Here is a 20,299-nt window from a genome sequence, read left to right as displayed (position 1 = left end):
TTTCAGCAGCAGGGGGTGAGTTCGGCCAAGAGCGGCGCACACAGTTCAGGCGAGCCAGCGCAGCAGTCCTTGACGAGGAACAGCGTCAGCGCGCGCAGTCCGTCCAGATCGGCCCGGTAGATGATCGATCGGCTATGCCGTTCCGATCGCACGATGCCGGCGCGCGCGAGAATGCCGAGATGCGCGGACATGGTGTTCTGCGGCACGTCGAGCTGGCGGGCGATCTCGCCGGCCGCCAAGCCGTCCGGTTCGTGCCGTACCAGCAGCCGGAACACATCAAGGCGCGTGCTTTGCGCAAGTGCTCCCAGCGCCACGATAGCAGATTCGCTTTCCATATATCCAGCATAGCGGATATATGGTGTTGTGCTACCCCTTTGGCGTGTTCCGCGGCCAAAGGCTTCTCCGAGCACTCTCGAGCACGGGTTTTGGGAAAGCTTGCGCTTTCCCGTTTCCCGATCCCAACGGGACGACCGTATGCGACACCCCGTGGCTGGTCAGTCGTTGGCGTAATCCCCTGCCCTGCACATCAGACACCTCAATAGCAGTTGTGCGATCCTGCCATTCTGCATATCATCAAACCATATTTATTGAAGGTGTGCACACTTGCATATTATCACGCTTGCAGCGCAAAAAGGGGGTGTCGGTAAAACGACGCTGGCGGTGAATCTGGCGGTTGCCGCCGAAGCGGCCGGGATAAAGACCGCTCTTTTCGACCTCGATCCGCAGGAGAGCGCGACTGCTTGGAGCGAGCGACGGACAGCTGAATTACCCCACGTCGAACCGATCAGTGCGCGCCGCCTCGATCAGGCGATCGACGCCGCAGAGGCCAATGGCTTTGGGCTTACGATCATCGACACACCGCCGGCAGCGGGCGCGGAAGCCGCCGCAGCGGCGCAGCGTGCTGATCTGGTAGTTATCCCTTGTCGTCCGTCTTTGATCGACCTTGATGCGATCAAGCGAACGGCGCAGCTTATTACCAGTACCGGGCGAACAGGCGTAGTCGTGCTGAATGCAGCACCCCCTACCGCAACCACATTGCTGGACGATGCCAGAACGCTTGCCGAGGCGACCGGCTTACGGGTTGCGCGTGCCGTATTGCGGGAGCGCAGCGCCTACCGAGCGGCATGGCCTTACGGCTTGGGCGTCATCGAGCATGAGCCGAAAGGCAAAGCTGCCTTAGAGATTGCAGCCTTGCAGAAACACTTGTTTGATGATGTGATGAATTGCACACCTGCAAATGTGAAGGCTTGATTATGGCGAAACGGACTTCCCTGTTGGGACCGGCAGTGGCGTCTCCCTCCCCTCGCGACCCAGAGCCGGACCATCAGCCGGCTCCTCCGACCTCGCCATCGAGTGCAGCACGGTCGAGTGGCAAGCGACCGGGAAAGTATCACCTCGGCGCATATTTCGATCCGGCCGATCCTACGGCGGAGGCGTTTCGCGTATTGGCAGCGCGGACCCGGCGGAGTCATCAAGACCTACTTGCCGAGGCGATCAGCGAACTGGTCGCCAAGTATGATGCCGACAAGCAATTCGGCCGTGCATGATAATGTGCACATCTGCAACTATGCAGGATGGCAGGATTGAAGCGGCATGACCAAGCGTCAGAATCCTAATCCCGAGTTTGATCTATTTATCCCGTTGATGGGCGACCTCCCGCTGAAGGATCAGCGGGAGACGATGGAGAGGCCGTTTTTCTCACTCCAGAAGCGCAAGCGGGTAAAGCCGATTGAATATAGCAGCCCGGACGGCGAGACGTGGGTGAAGATCGAGGCGATTCCTGCCTACGGCATGGCGACGATCTGGGACGCCGATATCCTGATATGGGCCGCGTCCACGCTCAATCGGATGCGGGAGCAGGGGGTCAACGACCTTCCCCGGACGCTTAAAACGACGTCCTACGACCTGTTGCGGGCGATCAAGCGCGACACCAGCGGCCGGGCCTATCAGGAGTTGCAGGCCGCACTCCAGCGGCTTCAGACGACTTCCATATCGACCTCGATCCGCGCGTCCAAGCGGAGGACCAAGGCCGGTTTCAACTGGCTCGACAAATGGACGCTGGAGGTGGACCCGGACACCGATCAACCGCGCGGGATGACCATTACGCTATCGGATTGGGTATATGAGGGCATTATGGGGGAGCGGTCGCTGCTCACCATGCACCAGGATTATTTCCTGCTGACCGGGGGGCTGGAACGCGCCCTGTATCGTATCGCGCGCAAGCATGCCGGCAACCAGAAGGGCGGGTGGACGTGTCGCGTCGAGGTGCTGCGCGACAAGACTGGTAGCGACAGCAAACCCAAAGAGTTCAACCGGATGCTCCGCAAGGTGGTGGAGGCTGACCAGCTCCCTGATTATGCGATGCAGATGACCGCAACAGCCGATGGCAGTCCTGCCGTGCTGTTCCGGCTTCGGGGAGAAGCGGAGGCGCTGGCGCTGACAGCTAGGTTGGAGGCCGAGCAAGAGCGGCGAAACAGGTTTGATGCCGATCGCCGCCGCTCCGCCGAGGTGGATGACCTGATGGACAAGCTCGCCGGAGAACGCTGACTATCGTGGTATCACACACCGCAAGGCCCATCCGTATCAGAGGCGGAGGCGGCCAGCGGGCGTTGAGAGTGTGGATCGAGCAATAAGCGACCCGCAAAGAGGCAAGCAATCATCGTGGGATCACACACCCGAGCGTCGTGGGATCACACACCGCACTATCGTGGGATCACACACCGAATCACGTGGGATCACACACCGGGCACCTTCTCAACGTGTTGTATAAAGGCGGTTTTTTGACGAGTTTCTCGCACTTAACCTTCTTAACGATTCTTATTTAACAGAATCACTTAACCTCACGGCACGGCTCGAACGATAGCGAAGGGGTTGCGGAATTGCCCTTCTGGGCAATACGCCTTTGTTTCGTGCCGGCTATCGCCGTCACAGAAGCGGCCTGACGGCCGCAGGCTTCCGGGAAAAGCCAAGCCGATCCGGCGGTGTGTACCTGTCGGTGTTACGCTCGTTGAGAGGGCGGGGTGGGGGCATTCCCTGGAGCTATCGCCGGAGTTCACAAGTGCGTGCGATCACGCCGGATCGTAGAGGCCGGTGACCTTGTGCTCCGCATAGTAACGGACTTTGTTTGCTGACAACGAGCGGATGCCCGTCTGCCATTCTCACGCGGCGGCAAGCGTGTTAGCCGGGTTACGCCACCCGGTCCGTCCCGGGCGGTGAGGCGTAGGAACCTCAGGTCATTGCAGCCGGTCGACAACAGGTGTCGGCCGGGTGGCCGTCACGCATGTCCAGGGCTCGCCTAAAGGTGGCGGCGCCTTGTGCAATGCAGGGTTCCTAACACCCGGCTCCACGGGCCGGGAACCGCCTCCTGACGACAGGGGAGGTCGGTATGGTTCCAGGTTCTTCGGCAACGCTCTTGGTGATCGCCACAGCCTTGCTGGCAGTGGTCCCCGGAAGTGGGGTTCCAGCATCCGGTATCGCCGACTTTCTGACGACCATCGGGGGTGACACCGAGGTGAAGACCAGTGGGTCGATGCTCTCCGATCCGTCACCGCAGCTTTATCCACTGGCGCGCAATGGCAGCGAGATCATCGGCTATCGTTTCTTCGCCGAAAAGCTGGCTGCAAACGGCTCCGCGACGGCAGAACGGGCACAGGCAGCGTTCGCACAGGAATGCACCGCCGAGGGCGGCCATCTCGAACCCGAAGATGGCAAGGTTGCGCAAAGCTTCAGGGAGCGCGTGTTGGGCCGCAGGCTGCCACCGCGTGGCAACTTCAAGCATTTCTGGTCGGGGCTCTCGGCGGTGTGTGCTCGCAGCCCGTCCGAGGTCATGGGCGGCTTCGTCGCGATCACCTTCGATAACACCGAACTGGCGACCAAGGGTGATTTCGGCGCCAGGCTGTTCAGCAAGATCTCGCTCATGGCCACTCGCACCGCCGTCTACGCCTACCGCCCCGATCGCATCCCGACGGCGGCTTCGTTCGAGAGACGGGAAGCGGAACTACGCGCCGACGATGCTGCCGAGCAGAAGGCGAATGAGGCGTTCCGGCGAACCCTTGCCGTTGGCACGGAGACGAACTGCGGCACCGTGATCCAGATCCGTGGACCCATGGTCGAGATCGCGGTGCCGCCGGTCCGACTGACCCCCAATGGGCAGTCGACCTTCTGGTCGAAACGCACCGTCCTGGCTCGCCCTGGCATCGCCCCCTGCACCTACGGTCTCTGACCTCTCAATCCCGATAACGTGACGCTTCCAACCACCAAAGGAGAAGCCCTTTGATCGTGCATCCACGCCCTCGTCCAACTGTTTCCGACAGTCCGAGTGCCTCATCACCCTGTCTGTCGGCCAACCCCGCCACCGACCTCCGCCAGCTCTTTGCCGGGAGCAGTTGGAATGCGCCCGGATCCCCTGGTTTTCCGGTGCGCACTGCCGCGGGAGAATGGATGATCCCGGTCATCATCGATCTGCCCTACGCGATGCTCGCCAGCCTCGAAGCGGCAGCACAGTCGGGGGAAATCGGCGACATCGTTCGGGCCGCGCTTGTCGCGGTTGGTCACGGTACGCCGGACCATGTCGCAGGCGTCCGATCGGATCGATTTGCAACGCTCGACGAGCGGCGTGAAATCGCCGGCACGACACGCCTATGACCTCGTAACTGTCGCTGGAGCCGGTCCTACGCCATTTGCAGACGGCCAGGTATGGTTGATGATACGGCTGACAGGCCATGCATTTCAGGGAGCGTGGAACCCATGAAATTGATCGATCGGATCGTCGTTCGCAGTGGCGTCGCCAACTGGCCGTTACCCTCACTCTGGCCGACTGCAATAGGCATCGGCAGCGCCGTCATGGCGGTCCCCGTCGCGACGGTTACCGACCGGTCCGATCTCGGCGGATGGCTGCTGGTTCCGATCCTGCTGGCGGTCGTGTACCAAGGGCTGATGGTCGTCCGCCGGCTCTGGTGCGATCGCCATCCGTATCTGTCGCAGCGATGGCTGGACGGGGCGAGGAACGTGTTGGGTAACGAGCTGATCGATGGTGCCCTGATCCGTCTGCGCGATGCCGCACCACGCGGTCAGGACCGGGTGGTGGGCCGGATCGAAATGATCGAAGCAGTCCGTGCCGAGCATGGGGCTCGGGAAGATGCCCGGAAGGCGGCAGCGGGCGTACCGTTGAGCGACGCGGGCGGGCGCCTAAACGGGTCTTCATCCGCGTCGCCGATCGCGTGATGTCCGATCCGGAAAACGGGTGTGGGGGGGCATCCTCGAACGACGACGCGGATCAGTCTGGCGAACGCGGCGACAGCATCCTTGATGCGCTCGATATGGAGAATGTCGGGGACATCGAAATCGTGTTCGAGCGGCCTGCCACTCGGCCACGGCCAGCGAGGTTCGAATGAACAATTTCCGCAGCCTGAGACGCTGAAACCGCAACGATGATCGTGGGCTTTGTTTGCAGGATTTCGGAGTGTCCTACGGCTTAGAATATGTGACGCCATGGGGTGCGCGATCCGTGCCGCAGATTGAAGGAGCACTGTGTTGTACTGCCCTGCGATCACCGCACGAATGTGATCGCCCATACCGGCAATCAACGATCCAGAATATTCCGCCTCACGGCGGCTTTCCACCCTGCTGAAAACAAGTCTGGATCATCTCCTTCCGGCCTCGCAACCGGTGACCAAACCACGCCTATGATTTCGGACGTTCAAGACGCACACCTTACGCAAGCTGCGCTTGCCGTTTTCGGCGGTTTTCCGCCGTTTCTTAGGCCTTCCCGATGTGATCCCAACAGAGTTGTTTTTGATCCCAACCGACTATCGGGGGAAAAATGGCGGATTTCTGCGGTTTTTGGTGGGATCGGTTGGGATCGGTTTTTGGCTGGTTTTCGTCGTCTACAGGTTTCGGACGCCAACCGGATTGACCTGCTGTAGCGACGCCTGAAAAGGTTTGGCGGTCCTCATATTTCTTCCTCCGGCAGAGATTGTTGCAAGATGGTTCATGACAGCTAGGCAGCGCTCCCTGGCGGCAAAAAGTATCGCCGATCTGGAAGCTCTCCATGCTGCTTCCGGCAATGATCCAAAGGTGCTGCGGATGCTGCGCGAAGAGCTGGCGCACCGCTCGACGGAGCGGGCGCGCAAGCTTCGCGCGCGGGTCGGTACATCGGCCCCTCCAGCGCCTGTGCGGGCACCCGTAACGCGGCCCGCAGCTCCGGTCACACCATCCCCGCCGGAGCCGCCTCGACCGTGCCGCAAGCGGCCACCCAGGCCCGATGAACCTGACGCGATCCTGTCCGCTTGGACAGCGCTGGAGGCACTGTCGCCGCAGACCTATCGGACGCCTGAAAACTGTGCCGGTGACGATCGCAGCCGGGTCGCGTTTCTGGATGACGGACTACCCTGGACACGCGGTGAGCGGTCGCGGCCGGACAAGCAGCTTTACTATCAGCTGGCGCTCGGTTCGGTGCGAATGGACGCTGCCACGCAGCGCCTCGTCCGGGCGTTCGGGGCCGATGAGGAACGCCGCGATCGGGCACGCGAAAAGGCGATCCTGGCAGCGGTGCTGGTCGACCGGCACGGCTGTCTGTTGACCGATAGATCGATCGCTGTTTCCAGCTTCGGATGGGCGTTGCCGCTGGCGCTCGATCTGCGCCTGGGCGAGCTTGGTGACTGGTCGGCAGTCGAGCGGCGAACGGTCCAGACACTCCACGACATGCTGCGCCGGAAGAACGACCAGGGGCAGCCGATGCCGCTCGATGCCGGGCGGATCGAGACGGCGTTTCGCTGGCTGGTCGAGACCTTCAGGCTGCCTCAGGATCTGGTCGAGCCGCCTGCCTTTGCGGTGCGCATCTATCACTATTACCGAGCGTCCGATCCGCCTGAGGTCGCGCTGCTCAATTCGTTCTTCCTGACCGATCTGAGCCGGGCGCAGGCACTGGATCCTGCCGCGGTTCCGGTCGGACTGAAACGCTATCTGGGCAGCACGCCGTCCGAACCAGTTTTCGACCTGCAATTGCGAAGGTCGGCGCTTGAAGCCGCGGTCGCGCCGAAGCTCATCCCGGCTGCGCGCTGGCCCAGCCCGGGCGGCCATCCGCTGGTGCTGCTCCAGCAGGCGGCAGTCAATCTGGCGCGGCGCGAACCGGCGACCGGTGGGCTGCTGGCGGTCAACGGTCCGCCGGGCACCGGCAAGACGACATTGCTGCGCGATATTGTCGCCGGTGCGGTGCTCGATCGGGCGGTGGCCATGGCCGGATTTGCCGATCCTGCCGATGCGATGACGCCGTCAGGGCAGAAGGTGAAGTTCGGCCCCAATGCCTTCTTCCACATCTACCAGCTGGCACCCGGGTTGCGCGGTCATGAGGTGTTGGTCGCGTCCAGCAACAACAAGGCGGTCGAGAACGTCAGCCGCGAACTTCCGGCCGCCAAGGCGATCGGGCGTCCGGCGGATGCCTGTGGCTATTTCCGGTCGGTCAGCGATCATGTTCATGCCGTCGCGGAGGAGGGCAAAGGGGAAGGCGAGGGGGCAGCAGAAACATGGGGCCTGATCGCGGCGGTGCTCGGCAATGCCGGTAATCGCTTCCGGTTCGGTCAGCGCTTCTGGTGGGATCAGGATCGGGGTTTTCGGGTATACCTGAAGGCAGCAAAGGGTGACGATGTCGTCCGTGAGGTGAAGGACGAGGAGGACCGCGTCATTCGCCGCGAGACGCCGTCCGTGGTGCTCTCCGAACGGCCGCCGGCCCCCGGCACGGCGCTGCGGGCTTGGCAGCGCGCACGGACCCGTTTCAACGACCTGCATCGGGAGGTAACTGCCGAACTAGCCGCGCTGGAAACGGTACGACAGACCTGCCTGACGCTCGTGACCCGGCGCCGCGCGCTGCACGACGCGGAAGCAGTGTTGCCACCGCTGATCCGGACCCACGATCTGGCGGACGGGCAGGAGCAGTACGAGCGCATACCGCTGGCCGATGCGGCTATGGAACAGGATCGCAGTACCGTCGCGGTGAATGAGCACCGGCACAGTCGACCCGGCCTGTTCGCGCGTCTCTTTCGCACCGCCCGGTGGCAGGCATGGTCCACGGCCTCGGCCATGCTTGATGCCGATGCGGCACGCGCGTCGACCGTCTTTGCCGCAGCCGAACGCACGCATGCGGCTGCGGTCGCAGCGCGCGATACTGCCGCAGCCGCACTGGTATCGGCACGCAAGGCACGTGAAGCCGTGGCAGGGGAGGTCGCGCGCCTTGCGAGCGTGGTGGACGGCCACCGGATGATATTGGGTGACCGGATCGTCGACGATGCGTTCTTTGCGCGCGGGCACGAGGCATCCAACCTTGCGGCACCCTGGGTACCTGACGCCCTGCATGCAAAGCGCGAGGATCTGTTCCTTGCAGCACTCGACCTGCACCGTGCCTTCATTGATGGCGCGGCCGGCAAGGTGCTGCACAATCTCAGCATCCTGATGGACGTGATGGCCAAAGGTCCGCCGAAGGATCCGGCAAAGCTGGCGCTGCTGGGTGAGCTGTGGTCGACACTGTTTCTCGTCGTGCCGGTGCTGTCGACGACCTTCGCCTCGGTTGATGCGATGTTCGGCGAGTTGGGTTCGGACGCCTTCGGCTGGCTGCTGATCGACGAGGCGGGACAGGCGCTGCCGCAGGCGGCGGTGGGTGCCGTCATGCGCGCGACCCGCACGGTCGTCGTGGGCGACCCGCTGCAGGTGCCGCCCGTCGTCTCCCTGCCGGACCGGCTGACCCAGGAGATCTGCAGCTGGTTCAACGTCAGCACTGACGCTTGGGGGGCGCCTGAAGCCAGCGCCCAGACCGTTGCCGACCGGGCGTCGCAGTTTCGCGGCGGGTTCGACGGCGATCGTGGGCGGCGTGAGGTCGGTGTGCCGTTGCTGGTGCATCGTCGTTGTCAGGAACCGATGTTCGGCATCTCCAACGCGATCGCCTATGACAGGCAGATGGTCTTTGCCGCCGGGCCGCGTGCAGCCGGGCAGGTGGGTGACGTCCTGGGTCCATCGGCCTGGTTTGACGTCGACGGCGATGCCACCACCAAATGGTGCCCTGCGGAGGGCGAATGCGTCATCGAACTGCTGCGTGCGCTGACCCGTGCCGGTGTTCGCCGACCCGACCTGTTCATCGTCACGCCGTTCCGGATCGTTGCGCACGAGATGCGCCGGCGGATCGAGCGGGAGGGTGATCTGCTATCCGCGCTGGGTCTGGAACGTGGGTGGCTGAACGACCGGGTCGGCACCGTTCATACGGTGCAGGGGCGTGAAGCAGAGACGGTGATCGTGGTGCTGGGCGCGCCGGCGGCCGAGCAGGGCGGGGCACGGTCGTGGGCCGCAGGCACACCCAATATCCTCAACGTAGCTGTCTCGCGGACGAAGCAGAACCTGTACGTGGTCGGGTCATACGGCGCGTGGGCGGGTGTCGGCCATGCTGCTGAATTGCGGCAGTTGCCACGTCTGAGGTAGGCAAACGTGAGCTGTCACGGTGTCAAAACCGCTCGGTTCTGACACCGATGTGGATGATCACATATGGCACCGCACAGGCGTAGTGGCGGTGGGTTTATGCCGCCCTCGAAACACGCCTCTGCGCACCAGTGACGTTAAGCCGCATCTGCATGAGCTGCGTGCTGACCCCGTATTCATTGGCTGCACTACGCAGCTCTAATCCACGCTTCGCGACCGCCACTGCTGCCTCGTCTGAAACCAGCAATGCCGGGCCGAACCAGTTGGCTTCGTCTTCAAGAGTGGCATCGAAGTGCCGCTTGCCGTTCTCCCCGCACAGGGGGTGCGGCGGGTGCATCAGCAGCAGATGACTCAGTTCGTGCATGATATTTGCGGCGCACCGTGCGGGTGAATGCCCGTCGTTATAAACGATCACGCGTCGCGTCCCGATACAGACTGTAATCGCTGAAAATTCGTTCTGACCCTTTGCACTGATCAGATATTGCACGGCGTTGGGATGTTGGATCTCAAACGCCGACAGTTTTATAACTAGGACCTCCAGATGCTTGGCGGTCAGAAACGGGCATAGAGGCGCATCGGCGGCGAGGCCGAGTTCCGCGCGAATTTCGCGAGAAGTGGTGTTCGCTTCGGTCTTAAAACCTCGCCGGAATGCCATCTTACTTCTTCCGGAACTGTTCGTAGGTGGCGTGAAGAATTGCTTCCAATGCCTTTGCTCCGTCGTCGCTGAGGTTAGGATCGGCCCGTAGGTAGGCTGTCACCTTGGCGAGGGGTTCAGTCGTCGTGGTAGGAACGTCGCTCTTATAGAAGGCGTTGGTATCGAGGCCCGCCCAATGTGTGAGAGCGCCGAGGCTATCGACGTCTGGACGCTTGCCTTGCGACAGACGGGTCAACGTCGATGCGCTCACATGCGCTTCGTCGGCGACCTTACGCCATGTCATGTTCCGCGCGCGCCGTGTGCTGTCCAAAGCCGCCACAAACTTTTCCCCATCAAATTGAACGATCGTCACCGTTCGACTCTTGCAATTCCATTCGACATGCGCGATCTCCGTTCGTGCGTTGCAGACTCGCAACGTCACGTCACTATCAGAACAAAAAGGCTTGGCAATGGCAGGTAAGAATCAGCATGTCGTACCGCACTCGGGAGGCTGGGCCGTTCGCGGCGCTGGCAATAGCCGGGTGTCATCGATCCATTCCACGCAGGCCGAAGCGGCGCAGGCGGCACGCGGCACCGCGCAGCGGCAGCAGAGCGAGCTGCTGATCCACGGTCGCAACGGGCAAATCCGCGAGCGTGATAGCTACGGCAATGATCCCTTCCCGCCGAAGGGATAAGTGGAGCAGGCCGCGTTCGGTGACGGCGCGGTCTGCTTTTTAGATTCTGACCGAAGAAAAGGGCGGTGTTCAAATGGCTAGATGTACGGCTCCAGCACGGGGCCACCGCACAGCGAGCGGTAGAGCAGAGTGTCCTCGGTGCGGTGGCGGCGGTCGCGGTTACGGCGGCGGTTATGGCAGCTACGGCGGAGGCTATGGCTCCTACTCGACACCAACTCCTTCCCCATCGCCGTCCTACCGATCGTCATCGGGTGGTGGAGGCTCTAGTCGTGTGAAAGCCAAGTGGTCGAAGGCAAGTTCCACCGTCTATTACACGCCTGTCGAAGCGAAGGCGCTCGAACCAATCCGGGAGACAGTCGAGAAGAGAGCAGAGCTTCCTGACCTACGCGAGCTGTTTCTTTGTCATGCGTGGGCTGACCGATTGGATGATGCCACAAAGCTCTACAACCTTCTCAAAGCTCGTAATGTATCCGTCTGGTTCAGTGAGAAAGATATTCCTCTTGGATCGTCGTTTCTTCGTGAAATTGATAAGGGACTCGCCAAGTCGCGTGTCGGGATCGTGTTGGTCACACCCGCGCTATTAACGCGGCTTCCGACAGGAGGCATCGCTGATAGAGAGCTTTCAGCGCTTCTGGCGACAGATCAGCTTGTGCCGGTCATCCACAATACGACCTATGACGCGCTTCGAATGGTCAGTCCGCTGTTAGCGTCGCGGAACGGCCTCAGTACGGAAGAAGATTCCTTAGAGATAGTTGCTGATAAACTCGCCGAACTTGTCAAAACCACTTAATTTATAATCAGATATACTGCTCTATGCCAATCGCCGTGATAATAGAACATTGGTGTCGGAACCGTTCGGTTTTGATGCAGTCGTATGCCGGGCTACCACAGATCGCCTTTGTTATGCTGGGAGCAGTCCGGTCAATTGGTAAGCCTCGACGAGCGTATCGAATAATGTGATGTCAGAACGGCTCCTGGCCATCAACTGCGCGCCTGCGATCGAGGCGAAGATCGCGCGTGCCCTAGCCTCGGCGGCAGGGCCCGATGCAGCCATTCCGGCATCCACGATCATCTGATTGAGCCAGGCAACGTTGACGTCGGTGAACGCCTGCACCTCTTCCATGACCGATCCCGGCAGATCGTCGTGCTCTGCCGACATGAAGCTGCCCAGACACAGCCGGTTCTCGTTCTCAAGCGACCGGCGGAACATCTCCGGGTACCGCCGCAATGCCGCCTTCGGGTCATCTTCTTCAGCGCCGATCGCTTCCAGGTTGGCTGCCGCGTCCTCCCAATAGCGCTTGGCGACGGCCGCTCCCAAGTCCGCCTTGCTAGCAAAGTGGTGGTAGATACTGGCCGGTTTGATGCCGACGCGATCAGCCAGCTCGCGAAAGTTCATGCCGTTGTAGCCACGGGACTGGGCGATCCGCCGGGCTTCCGTGAGGATCATTTCCTTTGCGCTTACTGCCACCGTCACCGCCCCCCACAACTAGACTAACGATCGTTAGTTAGTCTTTGACGGAACCAAATGGAAGACCTAAGTATCCGCCCTAACGAACGTTAGGTAGGAGATTCTTATGAGTGCCGATATCATCTTTTCCGACGCAACCGAACTCGCCGAACTGATCCGTACCAAGGCGGTATCGCCGGTCGAGGTGGTGCAGCAGCACCTTAACCGGATCGAATCCGTGAACCCGTCGATCAACGCGATCGTCACCGTCGCTGATGGCGCGATTGCGGCAGCGAAGGCCGCCGAAGCCGCAATTTTGGCGGGTGATGACGTCGGGCCGCTGCACGGCGTCCCATTCACCGTAAAGGACTCAATCGATACCGCGGGCGTGTTGACCCAGCGCGGCTCGCCGATCTTCAAGGGCCGGTTGCCCGAGGCCGATGCGACCAGCGTGGCGCGCATGAAGAAGGCCGGCGGCATCCTGCTCGGCAAGACCAACCTTCCCGAGTTCTCCTACTGGATCGAGAGCGACAATCTTCTCTCCGGCCGATCGAACAACCCATGGGATGTCACCCGCACGCCAGGCGGGTCGAGCGGTGGCGAGTCCGCAGCTATCGCAGCCGGCATGTCCCCGATCGGGCTTGGAACGGACCTCGCGATCTCTGTGCGCGGTCCGGCCGCACAGACTGGCATCACCTCCATGAAGGCAACGCATGGTCGCGTGCCGATGACCGGCATCTGGCCGCGCGCGCCGCGCCGTTTCTGGCATGTCGGGCCGATGTCGCGCTCGGTGCGCGACATCGCGCTCGCATTCTCCCAGCTCATCGGCCCGGATGGCCATGACGCGTTCGCGACCAGCACCGTGGAATTCCATGCGGGCATCGGCCGTCAGCCCTATCGCCCGCTCCGCGTTGGTTGGATGGTTGGTCCGGGGTTCGGTCCGGTCGATCCCGAAGTGGCTGCTACGGTCAAGGCAGCCGCCGAGGCCCTCAAGGGTCTCGGGATCCATGTCGAGCAGGTCGGCATCCCGGCGCTGGAACGCGATTTCGCCCTCGACGTGTTCAACCGTCTTCACGTCATGGAGATGAAGCCTGCCTTCCGCGACGCGACCGCAGGTCACGAGGACCAGATGTACAAGATGGCCAAGACCATGTTGTCACTGCCTGACACGTCGATGGCCGACTTCATCGATGCCGAACAGGCGGCCGAGCGCATCCGCGACGGCTATGCCGAATACTTCCGCGGTTTCGATGCGCTCATCACGCACGTCCTGCCGATCCCGGCGCACAAGCATGGCGTCGAAGAGTTCGTCATCGACGGGCACACCGTCGATGCGACCTACCTCCAGGGCGCGACCGTGCCGCTGAATGTGACGAGTCTGCCGGGCATCTCGATGCGCTTCGGCACCAGCAACGAGGGTCTGCCGATCAACGTGCAAATCGTCGGTAGCTGGCTGGCGGAGTCGACTATCCTGCATGTTGCGTCGCTGCTCGAAAGCGTCAGCTCCGTGCGGAACCTTCACCCGAGTCTATGACCGTGACATGCCCCCGGGAAACCGGGGGCGTGTTGCAGCCAGTTTTGTACGGCCCTTCGGAAGGCGAAAATGATCGTCTTACTGACTAAAAAATATGGCGTCGCGACGGAGCGGGGCGCTATCTGGCTTGCATGGCGACACAGCATCTCAAGTGGCACTACTGGATTCATCCGAACACCTCATGGTTCGGCTCCTTTGCCCGTAACTTTCTTAGCCCGGACATCGCTATCTGGCCGGAGGACACCGAAGGTGAGCCACAGTATTATGCGTGGTCATCCCGGCATCTGAATGACGCAACAACCCCAGAAGAGTTGGCTGATCGTAGTGCCGCTCTGAAGGCGGTTTTCGACGGGGCTATGTATCTGACTTACGGGTCATCATATTTTGCACCTGCGCTTACCGGTCTAAGCGATAGCGACGATAGGCATGCGGACTTTTCTCCCAGTGGGAATTATGAGCCCGATGTTAGGGCGGAGCCATTCTCACCTGTCGCGATAGCGAGTAAAATAGACAGGATTGAAGACCCGTTTGGCAAAACGGTTTCACAACTTCTATTTCTTGCACGCTACGATCAGATAACTAAGGACCTGCTGAAATTCGTCGGTGTCCAGAAACTAACCTACGTCACTCTCTACGCATTCGTTGACTGGATGAGGGGCGCAGCATGGGATGACAAACGCATCGCGAAAGAGGCGGGGTGGTCAAATGCGAAGTTCACCGACTTCACTACGACCGCAAACAATCCTGCGTATCTTGGACCATTCTGCCGCCACGGTGGAACGTCAAAGCCGCCCAAGCGGCCGATGCCTCTTGCAGAAGCGGAAGAACCGATGCGCAAGGCTGCTGTAAATTTCCTAGCCGAGCGTGGACGTAACTTGAACATCATCCAGACGTGGAGTGCTTTGGTACAATAGGTGTCATAACCGGACGGTTCTGACACCCGGCACGGACGTGCAAGCTGAGGTAAAAAGGTCTGCCTTTCTTCCATTGATGGAGCCAGGCGTCAGGGCAGCCCGGTTGCACGAATGTCGCCTACGTACAGGTATGGGCGGGTCTTGTCGGTAATGTCCGCACGGAGTGTCGTCATTCGCGTGAGCGACTGCTGGAACGCCTGCTCCTGTTCGTGACCATCGACTGCCCGACGTTCGGCAGGGTCCATCAGGCCCAGCTCCCGCACCGGCATCCTGTTGGCTGAATAATGACGCACGGCGACTTCGAGCTGTTCAAGGAAAGCATCGACCTCGGGTCCGAACAGCCAACGGGCTTCGCGACGGCAGTTGCCGATCGCCCGGAGCGGTTCGTCCGTGGGTAGCGGCTGATTGGTCACGATCGCTTCGATCCGGCGTTCCTGCTGGTCGATCCACGCACTCCATGTCGTGATCGCGTAATCCAGCCACGCGGCTCTTCGTTCGATCAGTGAAAGGTAGATGGTCCGTTCCTGTGCCTCGACTGCCCGGTGGGCGATGCGGCCTTGAACCCACGCGACCATGACCGACACCGCACCGGCGAGGAAGCTACCCCAGAGCGCAATGATCCCGCCGATCACCGCGATCCTTACTGGCTCGGCCTGCGCGGTGTACCAGATGGAGAAGTCCGACAGCATCGTCCGATCGTAGAAGATGGCCGGTCGGGATGGTAGGCGGGATCGTCTGTCGCGCCATTTTCACCAGCTTCGACGCGCCATGCCATCTGAAAATCATCGAACCCCCCGGACAAAATCGACCGGGGCTCCACTGGTACTATGATAGCGTGATGCGCAACGGCTTACTGACATAGCTATACCATACTTCATCGGAGGACGTGGATGGCCCGGGCGGGCGGACCCTTGTGACCACCCGTATGGACACCTATGTCCGGGGGGTAAGAGCCTCCCATGTCTGGAAATCCGCGGATTCCCGGCGCATCTGAGCGCCTATGAAGGAGTTCGCAATCATGGTCAAACCTGCCGATAATGTGGTGCCACTGCACCCCGCCCCGCCCGAGGCTGACAAGCGCAGCCTGGAAAAGCGCTGGAGCAAGGAAGTTCTGGAGCCGGGCTTCACGTTCGTTCCGTCCGTGATCCTGCGCGCGCAGGCACGGTTGCACATCGATGCCGTGGAATTGACGGTGCTGCTGCACCTGATCGATCACTGGTGGGACGACGACACCATGCCGTTCCCGTCGAAGAAGCGTCTGGCCGAGCGGCTGGGGGTGTCCGACAAGACGATCCAGCGCGCCATGAAGCGGCTGGAGGAAGAAGGCCTAATCCGGCGCGAGGCCCGTTCGCATTCGAGCGGGGGGCAGGCCAGCAACCGCTACGACCTGTCGCCGCTGGTGGAAAAGCTGAAGCCGATCGCGGCCGACATGACCAAGGCACGCGAAGAGGCTGCGGCAACCCGTCGTGCCGCCTCGCGGCCTGGCCTGAAGCAGCGCCGGAAGGACGAAAAGGCGTCCTGACCATGCCACCGGTGAAATCCTTCTTTCCTCCGCTGGTCGTGGCGGGGCAACCGACTGACCTCACGCATCTGGAGCCGTTCCAGTTCGTGATGCCGACCACCGCACGCCCGAAGGGTGCGGTGGTCGATGTGCGTTTTTCCAACCACTGCTATTCCGACGCCTATGATCCCGAACGTCATCCCGATCCCGTCGACGTGTGGGATCGCGGGCAGCGCCGCGCGTTCGATCAGGGCCGTTACGACCTGTCGCTGGGGCTGCGGGCGGCGATCGAGGCATTGCCGGCGTCGAACGTATACCACACGCCTGAGGCCAATTTCGTGCGTATCGTCGCACCCGGCAACGAGGCGCTGGAATACCGCATCTACTTCAATGTGCGGCAGGGGGGCGGTCCGGTCAGTGCAGACGTGTCGCTATTCGTGGAAAGCGCCTATCGTCCCGATCAGCGCAAGCAGGTTCTGAAACCGACACAGATGACCAAGGTCAAGTTCGCCCTGCTCGTGGACAAGACGGTTCGGGGTGAAAAGCTGCGGTTTCAGTACAGAAGGTAGGGGTGCCCGAAGGCACCCCATAAGTCACTCGATAACCGCTTGGCCGAAGCCTGTCTCCGCGTCACGCGAAGGCCCTTGCGGGCGGGGGAACGCTGTCGGCGCGTTTGAATGCGCCTCAACCGATCTGTCGTTCCGGGAGGTCACATAGGTCCAGGGGCTTAAGAAATCAAGAACTGGGGATGTGTCGGCGTGGTCTTGGATGCCGCATTCATTCGTGCTTTGTTCTTGCGGAAGGGGAGTCTTCGCGACAAGGTGGCACAAATCGTCCCAGAGGTGCCCGTGCGACCATCCGTTTCCGAATTTTCCCGCCTCCGCACCAGCGCTGGTGTCAGCATCGATGCCTTTGCGGCCAGCTCGGGCTTCTCGCGGCGCACCGTCTATCGCTGGGAACGCGGCGAGGCCCCTCCCCGCAAAGCGGCGGTGCGGATGCTGGACACGCTGATCGCCGATCATCGGCAGGCCGCGGCGGGTGCAGGGAAATTCCGGTTCATCGACTTGTTCGCCGGCATCGGCGGCCTGCGCCGCGGGTTCGATGAAATGGGCGAATGCGTCTTCACCAGCGAGTGGGACAAATATTCGCAGAAGACCTATCTTGCCAACTACGAGTGCGACCATGAGGTCGCCGGCGACATCACGAAGGTGCCGGTCGAGAGCATCCCGGCTCACGACCTGTTGCTAGCGGGCTTTCCGTGCCAGCCCTTCTCGATCGCGGGCGTGTCGAAGAAGAACGCGCTGAACCGGCCACACGGCTTTCTCGACGAGACGCAGGGTACGCTGTTCTTCAACGTCGCGAAGATCATCCAGCATCACCGGCCGCGGGCGTTCCTGCTGGAGAACGTCAAGAATCTGGTCAACCACGACAAGGGCCGGACGTTCGAGGTGATCCACCGTACGCTGAGGGAGGAGCTGGGCTATCAGGTCCACTGGAAGGTCATCAATTCGAAGTCGTTCGTGCCCCAGCAGCGCGAGCGTATCTTCATCGTCGGCTTCCGCGATCCGAACGATTTCACCTTCGCCGATCTGGAGCTGCCCGATCCGTTCGCCGGGCCGCGGCTCGGCACCATCTTGCATCCGGAGGACGGCACCGAGGAGCTGGATGCGCCCTATACCCGCGGCAACATCGCGTCGGTGTCGGAGAAGTACACGCTGACCGATCACCTGTGGCGCTACCTCCAGGGATATGCGGCCAAGCACAAGGCGGCCGGCAACGGGTTCGGGTTCGGGCTGGTCGGCCGGGGCGATGTCGCCCGCACGCTGTCGGCGCGCTACTACAAGGACGGATCGGAGATCCTCGTCGAGCAGAAGGAAAAAAATCCCCGCCGGCTTACCCCGCGCGAGTGCGCCCGGCTGATGGGGTTCGACGAACCCGGCGGCCGGGACTTTATCATCCCCGTGTCCGACACCCAGGCCTATCGCCAGTTCGGCAACGCCGTCGTCGTGCCGGTGGTGAAGGCGGTCGCCGCGCATATGATGCCGTGGCTGGTCGACGGTGCCGATGCAGAGCCGGAGCAGCCGGAGCGGATCATGGCCCTTGCCGGGTGATGTAGTCGATGCGGCCACCCGCAGCCGCATGATGGCGGGGATCAGGGACAAGGACACGAAGCCCGAGCTGGTCGTGCGCCGGGGTCTTCATGCGCTCGGTTTCCGGTTCGTGCTTCACGATCGTCGCCTGCCCGGCAAGCCCGACATGGTGCTGCCGCGCTGGCACGCTGCGGTCTTCGTCCACGGCTGTTTCTGGCACGGGCATGATTGCCCGCTGTTCCGCTGGCCGGGCACGCGCCAAGATTTCTGGCGGCAGAAGATCGGCCGCAACCAGGAACGTGATGCCGAGGTGGAGGCCGCGCTTGACCACGCGGGCTGGCGCGTGCTGAAAATCTGGGAATGCTCGCTGAAGGGCACCGGACGGATCGGCATCGATCGCGTGGTGCCGCTGGCGGCCGACTGGCTCCGCTCCGGCGAACGTGCCGGTGAGATCAGGGGGACGGTGCGTGCCGGTGGGTGATCTTCTCGAATGGCTGGACGCGCATGGCGGGCCAAGTTTCACATGGTACGTGAAACGGCTGTCGGGCAACGACACGCTGGCGAACGGGAGCCATCAGGCCGGTCCCTATATTCCGCGTGAAATCCTGTTCCGGGTGCTGCCTGCCCTCAACCGGCAGGACGTGAAGAACCCGGATGTGTGGTTCGACCTCTACGTGGATTCCCATGCCGACCACCGGCAGGTCCGGGCGGTCTGGTACAACAACCATTATCACGACACGACGGCGAAGCGCGGTCGCGACGAGACGCGGGTCACGAACTTCGGGGGCGGTGCTTCCGCCCTTCTCGATCCGGAAAGCACCGGTGCCCTGACGGTGTTCGCGTTTGCCGCGGCCGATCCGGCAGCGGTGCCCGAATGCCATGTCTGGGTATGCAGGCATGAGACCGAAGAGGATCTTGTCGAGGATCGCGTCGGGCCGGTCGAGCCTGGCAAGTGGCTTCTGTGGCCCCCGGCGCAGGGTGGCCTGTTCCCGGCCGATGCCCGGCCCGTCGTGCGGACGAGCTGCTGGCTGGGTGATGACGAGATTCCGGCGGCGTGGCGGCTGAAGTTTCCCACCGGGGCCGATATCATCCGCAAGGCGGTCGAGCTGCGCGACGACAGCAGCCTCGATCCCGATCGCCGGCTGATGCGGCGTCGCGAATGCGAATACGAGATCTTCCGCAGCGTCGAGCAGGCGATCGAGCTGCCGCACATCATGGCGGGGTTCACGGACATCGACGGCTTCATCGCCCGAGCACAGACGATCCTTCAGCGCCGCAAGGCTAGGTCCGGGCATTCGCTGGAGCTGCATGCGAGGGAGATCTTCATCGAGGAGCGGCTGGTCGAGGGCACGCACTTCGTGCACCAGCCGGTTTCGGAGGACGGCAAGACGCCCGATTTTTTGTTCCCATCGATCGCGTCGTATCGCGATGCAACCTTCCCGGCCGATCGGCTACGGATGCTTGCGGTGAAGACCACGTGCCGCGACCGCTGGCGGCAGATCCTCAACGAGGCGGATCGCGTGCCGGCGAAGCACCTGCTGACGTTGCAGGAAGGCGTATCAGAGCCGCAGTTCGCCGAGATGGTACGGGCCGGTGTACAGCTGGTGGTGCCCGCTGGCCTGACCGACAAGTTTCCAAAGGCGGTGCAACCGCATCTCCAGACGCTGGAGAGCTTCATCGGTGATGTGCGGCTGTTGCCAATTGCAAGATGACCTATTGTTGAGGCACGTGGCGTCTCACCACAGTGCTTCTACCTGCGAAGCGTGTTTCTGGGCCTTCCGCTCTGCCTTCCAGAATCCTCGCTTGTATTCTGGACGAAGATGCTTCGACCAAGCACCGCCGCTGGGGATGGGGGCGAGCTGACCTTGTACCTTGGACGCCATGAAAACTCCTTTTTCAAAGCCCCCTTTCCCGTTGGTGGGAAAGGGGGCGTGTTGGGCGGCAAGCGCTCAGCTCTGGAAGCTGGTGGGCGCGATGGCGCGGCGGGTGGAGACGTGATCCTTCAGGTCCTCGATCACAAACGAG

23 protein-coding genes are annotated in these 20,299 nt (G+C 61.9%); 18 read left to right on the top strand and 5 right to left on the bottom strand.

Annotated elements, in window-relative coordinates:
- Nucleotides 1–2: 2 nt before the first annotated feature.
- Nucleotides 3–335, bottom strand: coding sequence for an ArsR/SmtB family transcription factor (locus tag LRA87_RS18140; protein WP_230782516.1), 333 nt, complete (start codon nucleotides 333–335; stop codon nucleotides 3–5).
- 268 nt (nucleotides 336–603) lie between these two features.
- Here LRA87_RS18140 and LRA87_RS18135 point away from each other — a divergent pair, with 268 nt between their 5' ends.
- The 8 genes from LRA87_RS18135 (at nucleotide 604) to LRA87_RS18105 (ending at nucleotide 9,462) form a co-directional block, all read left to right on the top strand.
- The gene (locus tag LRA87_RS18135) at nucleotides 604–1,251 is read left to right on the top strand and encodes a ParA family protein (RefSeq protein WP_230782514.1); all 648 of its coding nucleotides are present in this window, start codon (nucleotides 604–606) and stop codon (nucleotides 1,249–1,251) included.
- 2 nt (nucleotides 1,252–1,253) lie between these two features.
- Nucleotides 1,254–1,547, top strand: coding sequence for a ribbon-helix-helix domain-containing protein (locus LRA87_RS18530; RefSeq protein WP_443024909.1), 294 nt, complete (start codon nucleotides 1,254–1,256; stop codon nucleotides 1,545–1,547).
- A gap of 46 nt (nucleotides 1,548–1,593) precedes the next feature.
- Nucleotides 1,594–2,547, top strand: a complete 954-nt coding sequence (locus LRA87_RS18130) for a replication initiator protein A (protein WP_230782512.1) — start codon at nucleotides 1,594–1,596, stop codon at nucleotides 2,545–2,547.
- A gap of 865 nt (nucleotides 2,548–3,412) precedes the next feature.
- Complete coding sequence (locus LRA87_RS18125; protein ID WP_230782504.1) at nucleotides 3,413–4,222, top strand: hypothetical protein; 810 nt, start codon at nucleotides 3,413–3,415, stop codon at nucleotides 4,220–4,222.
- Between the two features lie 218 nt (nucleotides 4,223–4,440).
- A complete protein-coding gene (locus tag LRA87_RS18120) occupies nucleotides 4,441–4,644 on the top strand; it encodes a hypothetical protein (RefSeq protein ID WP_230782502.1) in 204 nt (67 codons plus the stop codon).
- Nucleotides 4,645–4,746: 102 nt separating this feature from the next.
- Nucleotides 4,747–5,223, top strand: coding sequence for a hypothetical protein (locus LRA87_RS18115; RefSeq protein ID WP_230782494.1), 477 nt, complete (start codon nucleotides 4,747–4,749; stop codon nucleotides 5,221–5,223).
- Between the two features lie 338 nt (nucleotides 5,224–5,561).
- Nucleotides 5,562–5,924, top strand: a complete 363-nt coding sequence (locus LRA87_RS18110) for a hypothetical protein (protein ID WP_230782492.1) — start codon at nucleotides 5,562–5,564, stop codon at nucleotides 5,922–5,924.
- A gap of 67 nt (nucleotides 5,925–5,991) precedes the next feature.
- Nucleotides 5,992–9,462: a DEAD/DEAH box helicase gene (locus LRA87_RS18105; RefSeq protein ID WP_230782489.1), complete on the top strand. Its 3,471-nt coding sequence runs from the start codon at nucleotides 5,992–5,994 to the stop codon at nucleotides 9,460–9,462.
- Between the two features lie 94 nt (nucleotides 9,463–9,556).
- Here LRA87_RS18105 and LRA87_RS18100 read toward each other — a convergent pair whose 3' ends face one another.
- On the bottom strand, nucleotides 9,557–10,114 hold the full coding sequence (locus LRA87_RS18100; RefSeq protein WP_230782487.1) for an ImmA/IrrE family metallo-endopeptidase: 558 nt from the start codon (nucleotides 10,112–10,114) through the stop codon (nucleotides 9,557–9,559).
- Nucleotide 10,115: 1 nt separating this feature from the next.
- The gene (locus LRA87_RS18095) at nucleotides 10,116–10,466 is read right to left on the bottom strand and encodes a helix-turn-helix domain-containing protein (protein ID WP_230782485.1); all 351 of its coding nucleotides are present in this window, start codon (nucleotides 10,464–10,466) and stop codon (nucleotides 10,116–10,118) included.
- A 97-nt stretch (nucleotides 10,467–10,563) separates the two neighbouring features.
- Here LRA87_RS18095 and LRA87_RS18090 point away from each other — a divergent pair, with 97 nt between their 5' ends.
- Both LRA87_RS18090 and LRA87_RS18085 read left to right on the top strand, forming a co-directional pair.
- Nucleotides 10,564–10,788 (top strand): DUF2188 domain-containing protein, encoded by a 225-nt coding sequence (locus LRA87_RS18090; protein WP_163956676.1) that lies wholly within the window; start codon nucleotides 10,564–10,566, stop codon nucleotides 10,786–10,788.
- 271 nt (nucleotides 10,789–11,059) lie between these two features.
- A complete protein-coding gene (locus tag LRA87_RS18085; RefSeq protein WP_230782483.1) occupies nucleotides 11,060–11,578 on the top strand; it encodes a toll/interleukin-1 receptor domain-containing protein in 519 nt (172 codons plus the stop codon).
- A 111-nt stretch (nucleotides 11,579–11,689) separates the two neighbouring features.
- Here LRA87_RS18085 and LRA87_RS18080 read toward each other — a convergent pair whose 3' ends face one another.
- The gene (locus LRA87_RS18080) at nucleotides 11,690–12,235 is read right to left on the bottom strand and encodes a TetR/AcrR family transcriptional regulator (RefSeq protein ID WP_230782481.1); all 546 of its coding nucleotides are present in this window, start codon (nucleotides 12,233–12,235) and stop codon (nucleotides 11,690–11,692) included.
- A 127-nt stretch (nucleotides 12,236–12,362) separates the two neighbouring features.
- Here LRA87_RS18080 and LRA87_RS18075 point away from each other — a divergent pair, with 127 nt between their 5' ends.
- Both LRA87_RS18075 and LRA87_RS18070 read left to right on the top strand, forming a co-directional pair.
- Entirely contained in the window at nucleotides 12,363–13,769 is a 1,407-nt protein-coding gene (locus LRA87_RS18075; protein WP_230782479.1) for an amidase, read from the top strand.
- Nucleotides 13,770–13,900: 131 nt separating this feature from the next.
- The gene (locus LRA87_RS18070) at nucleotides 13,901–14,683 is read left to right on the top strand and encodes a hypothetical protein (RefSeq protein ID WP_230782477.1); all 783 of its coding nucleotides are present in this window, start codon (nucleotides 13,901–13,903) and stop codon (nucleotides 14,681–14,683) included.
- Nucleotides 14,684–14,772: 89 nt separating this feature from the next.
- Here the strand turns inward: LRA87_RS18070 and LRA87_RS18065 are convergent, their stop codons facing one another.
- A complete protein-coding gene (locus LRA87_RS18065; protein ID WP_230782476.1) occupies nucleotides 14,773–15,372 on the bottom strand; it encodes a hypothetical protein in 600 nt (199 codons plus the stop codon).
- A gap of 329 nt (nucleotides 15,373–15,701) precedes the next feature.
- On the opposite strand from LRA87_RS18065, the gene LRA87_RS18060 reads away from it, so the two are divergent.
- The 6 genes from LRA87_RS18060 to LRA87_RS18030 form a co-directional block, all read left to right on the top strand.
- On the top strand, nucleotides 15,702–16,205 hold the full coding sequence (locus tag LRA87_RS18060; RefSeq protein WP_230782474.1) for a helix-turn-helix domain-containing protein: 504 nt from the start codon (nucleotides 15,702–15,704) through the stop codon (nucleotides 16,203–16,205).
- 2 nt (nucleotides 16,206–16,207) lie between these two features.
- Nucleotides 16,208–16,753 (top strand): hypothetical protein, encoded by a 546-nt coding sequence (locus LRA87_RS18055; RefSeq protein ID WP_230782472.1) that lies wholly within the window; start codon nucleotides 16,208–16,210, stop codon nucleotides 16,751–16,753.
- Nucleotides 16,754–17,032: 279 nt separating this feature from the next.
- Nucleotides 17,033–18,295, top strand: coding sequence for a DNA (cytosine-5-)-methyltransferase (gene dcm / locus LRA87_RS18045; protein WP_329958613.1), 1,263 nt, complete (start codon nucleotides 17,033–17,035; stop codon nucleotides 18,293–18,295).
- The gene (locus LRA87_RS18040; RefSeq protein WP_230782464.1) at nucleotides 18,285–18,755 is read left to right on the top strand and encodes a very short patch repair endonuclease; all 471 of its coding nucleotides are present in this window, start codon (nucleotides 18,285–18,287) and stop codon (nucleotides 18,753–18,755) included. The genes dcm and LRA87_RS18040 overlap by 11 nt, the downstream gene beginning before the upstream one ends.
- Nucleotides 18,748–19,986: a type II restriction endonuclease gene (locus LRA87_RS18035; RefSeq protein ID WP_230782462.1), complete on the top strand. Its 1,239-nt coding sequence runs from the start codon at nucleotides 18,748–18,750 to the stop codon at nucleotides 19,984–19,986. The genes LRA87_RS18040 and LRA87_RS18035 overlap by 8 nt, the downstream gene beginning before the upstream one ends.
- A 51-nt stretch (nucleotides 19,987–20,037) precedes the next feature.
- Nucleotides 20,038–20,299, top strand: a 262-nt coding sequence (locus LRA87_RS18030) for a hypothetical protein (protein WP_230782460.1), incomplete at its 3' end; no start/stop codon positions are given.

It is taken from the genome of Sphingomonas sp. Leaf37 (assembly GCF_920939475.1).
Taxonomy (GTDB): domain Bacteria; phylum Pseudomonadota; class Alphaproteobacteria; order Sphingomonadales; family Sphingomonadaceae; genus Sphingomonas.
Note: the sequence above shows the minus strand (reverse complement) of the source record. Positions and strands in the feature narration are given on the sequence as shown.

Excerpts from the sequence above, each read along its gene's own strand:
- LRA87_RS18115 (WP_230782494.1), top strand. The coding sequence starts at position 4,747 with ATGAAATTGATCGATCGGATCGTCGTTCGCAGTGGCGTCGCCAACTGG.
- LRA87_RS18090 (WP_163956676.1), top strand. The coding sequence starts at position 10,564 with ATGGCAGGTAAGAATCAGCATGTCGTACCGCACTCGGGAGGCTGGGCC.
- LRA87_RS18105 (WP_230782489.1), top strand. The coding sequence starts at position 5,992 with ATGACAGCTAGGCAGCGCTCCCTGGCGGCAAAAAGTATCGCCGATCTG.
- LRA87_RS18080 (WP_230782481.1), bottom strand. The coding sequence starts at position 12,235 with ATGATCCTCACGGAAGCCCGGCGGATCGCCCAGTCCCGTGGCTACAAC.
- LRA87_RS18075 (WP_230782479.1), top strand. The coding sequence starts at position 12,363 with ATGAGTGCCGATATCATCTTTTCCGACGCAACCGAACTCGCCGAACTG.
- LRA87_RS18065 (WP_230782476.1), bottom strand. The coding sequence starts at position 15,372 with ATGCTGTCGGACTTCTCCATCTGGTACACCGCGCAGGCCGAGCCAGTA.
- LRA87_RS18530 (WP_443024909.1), top strand. The coding sequence starts at position 1,254 with ATGGCGAAACGGACTTCCCTGTTGGGACCGGCAGTGGCGTCTCCCTCC.
- LRA87_RS18140 (WP_230782516.1), bottom strand. The coding sequence starts at position 335 with ATGGAAAGCGAATCTGCTATCGTGGCGCTGGGAGCACTTGCGCAAAGC.
- LRA87_RS18070 (WP_230782477.1), top strand. The coding sequence starts at position 13,901 with ATGGCGACACAGCATCTCAAGTGGCACTACTGGATTCATCCGAACACC.
- LRA87_RS18100 (WP_230782487.1), bottom strand. The coding sequence starts at position 10,114 with ATGGCATTCCGGCGAGGTTTTAAGACCGAAGCGAACACCACTTCTCGC.
- LRA87_RS18060 (WP_230782474.1), top strand. The coding sequence starts at position 15,702 with ATGGTCAAACCTGCCGATAATGTGGTGCCACTGCACCCCGCCCCGCCC.
- LRA87_RS18055 (WP_230782472.1), top strand. The coding sequence starts at position 16,208 with ATGCCACCGGTGAAATCCTTCTTTCCTCCGCTGGTCGTGGCGGGGCAA.
- LRA87_RS18120 (WP_230782502.1), top strand. The coding sequence starts at position 4,441 with ATGATCCCGGTCATCATCGATCTGCCCTACGCGATGCTCGCCAGCCTC.
- LRA87_RS18130 (WP_230782512.1), top strand. The coding sequence starts at position 1,594 with ATGACCAAGCGTCAGAATCCTAATCCCGAGTTTGATCTATTTATCCCG.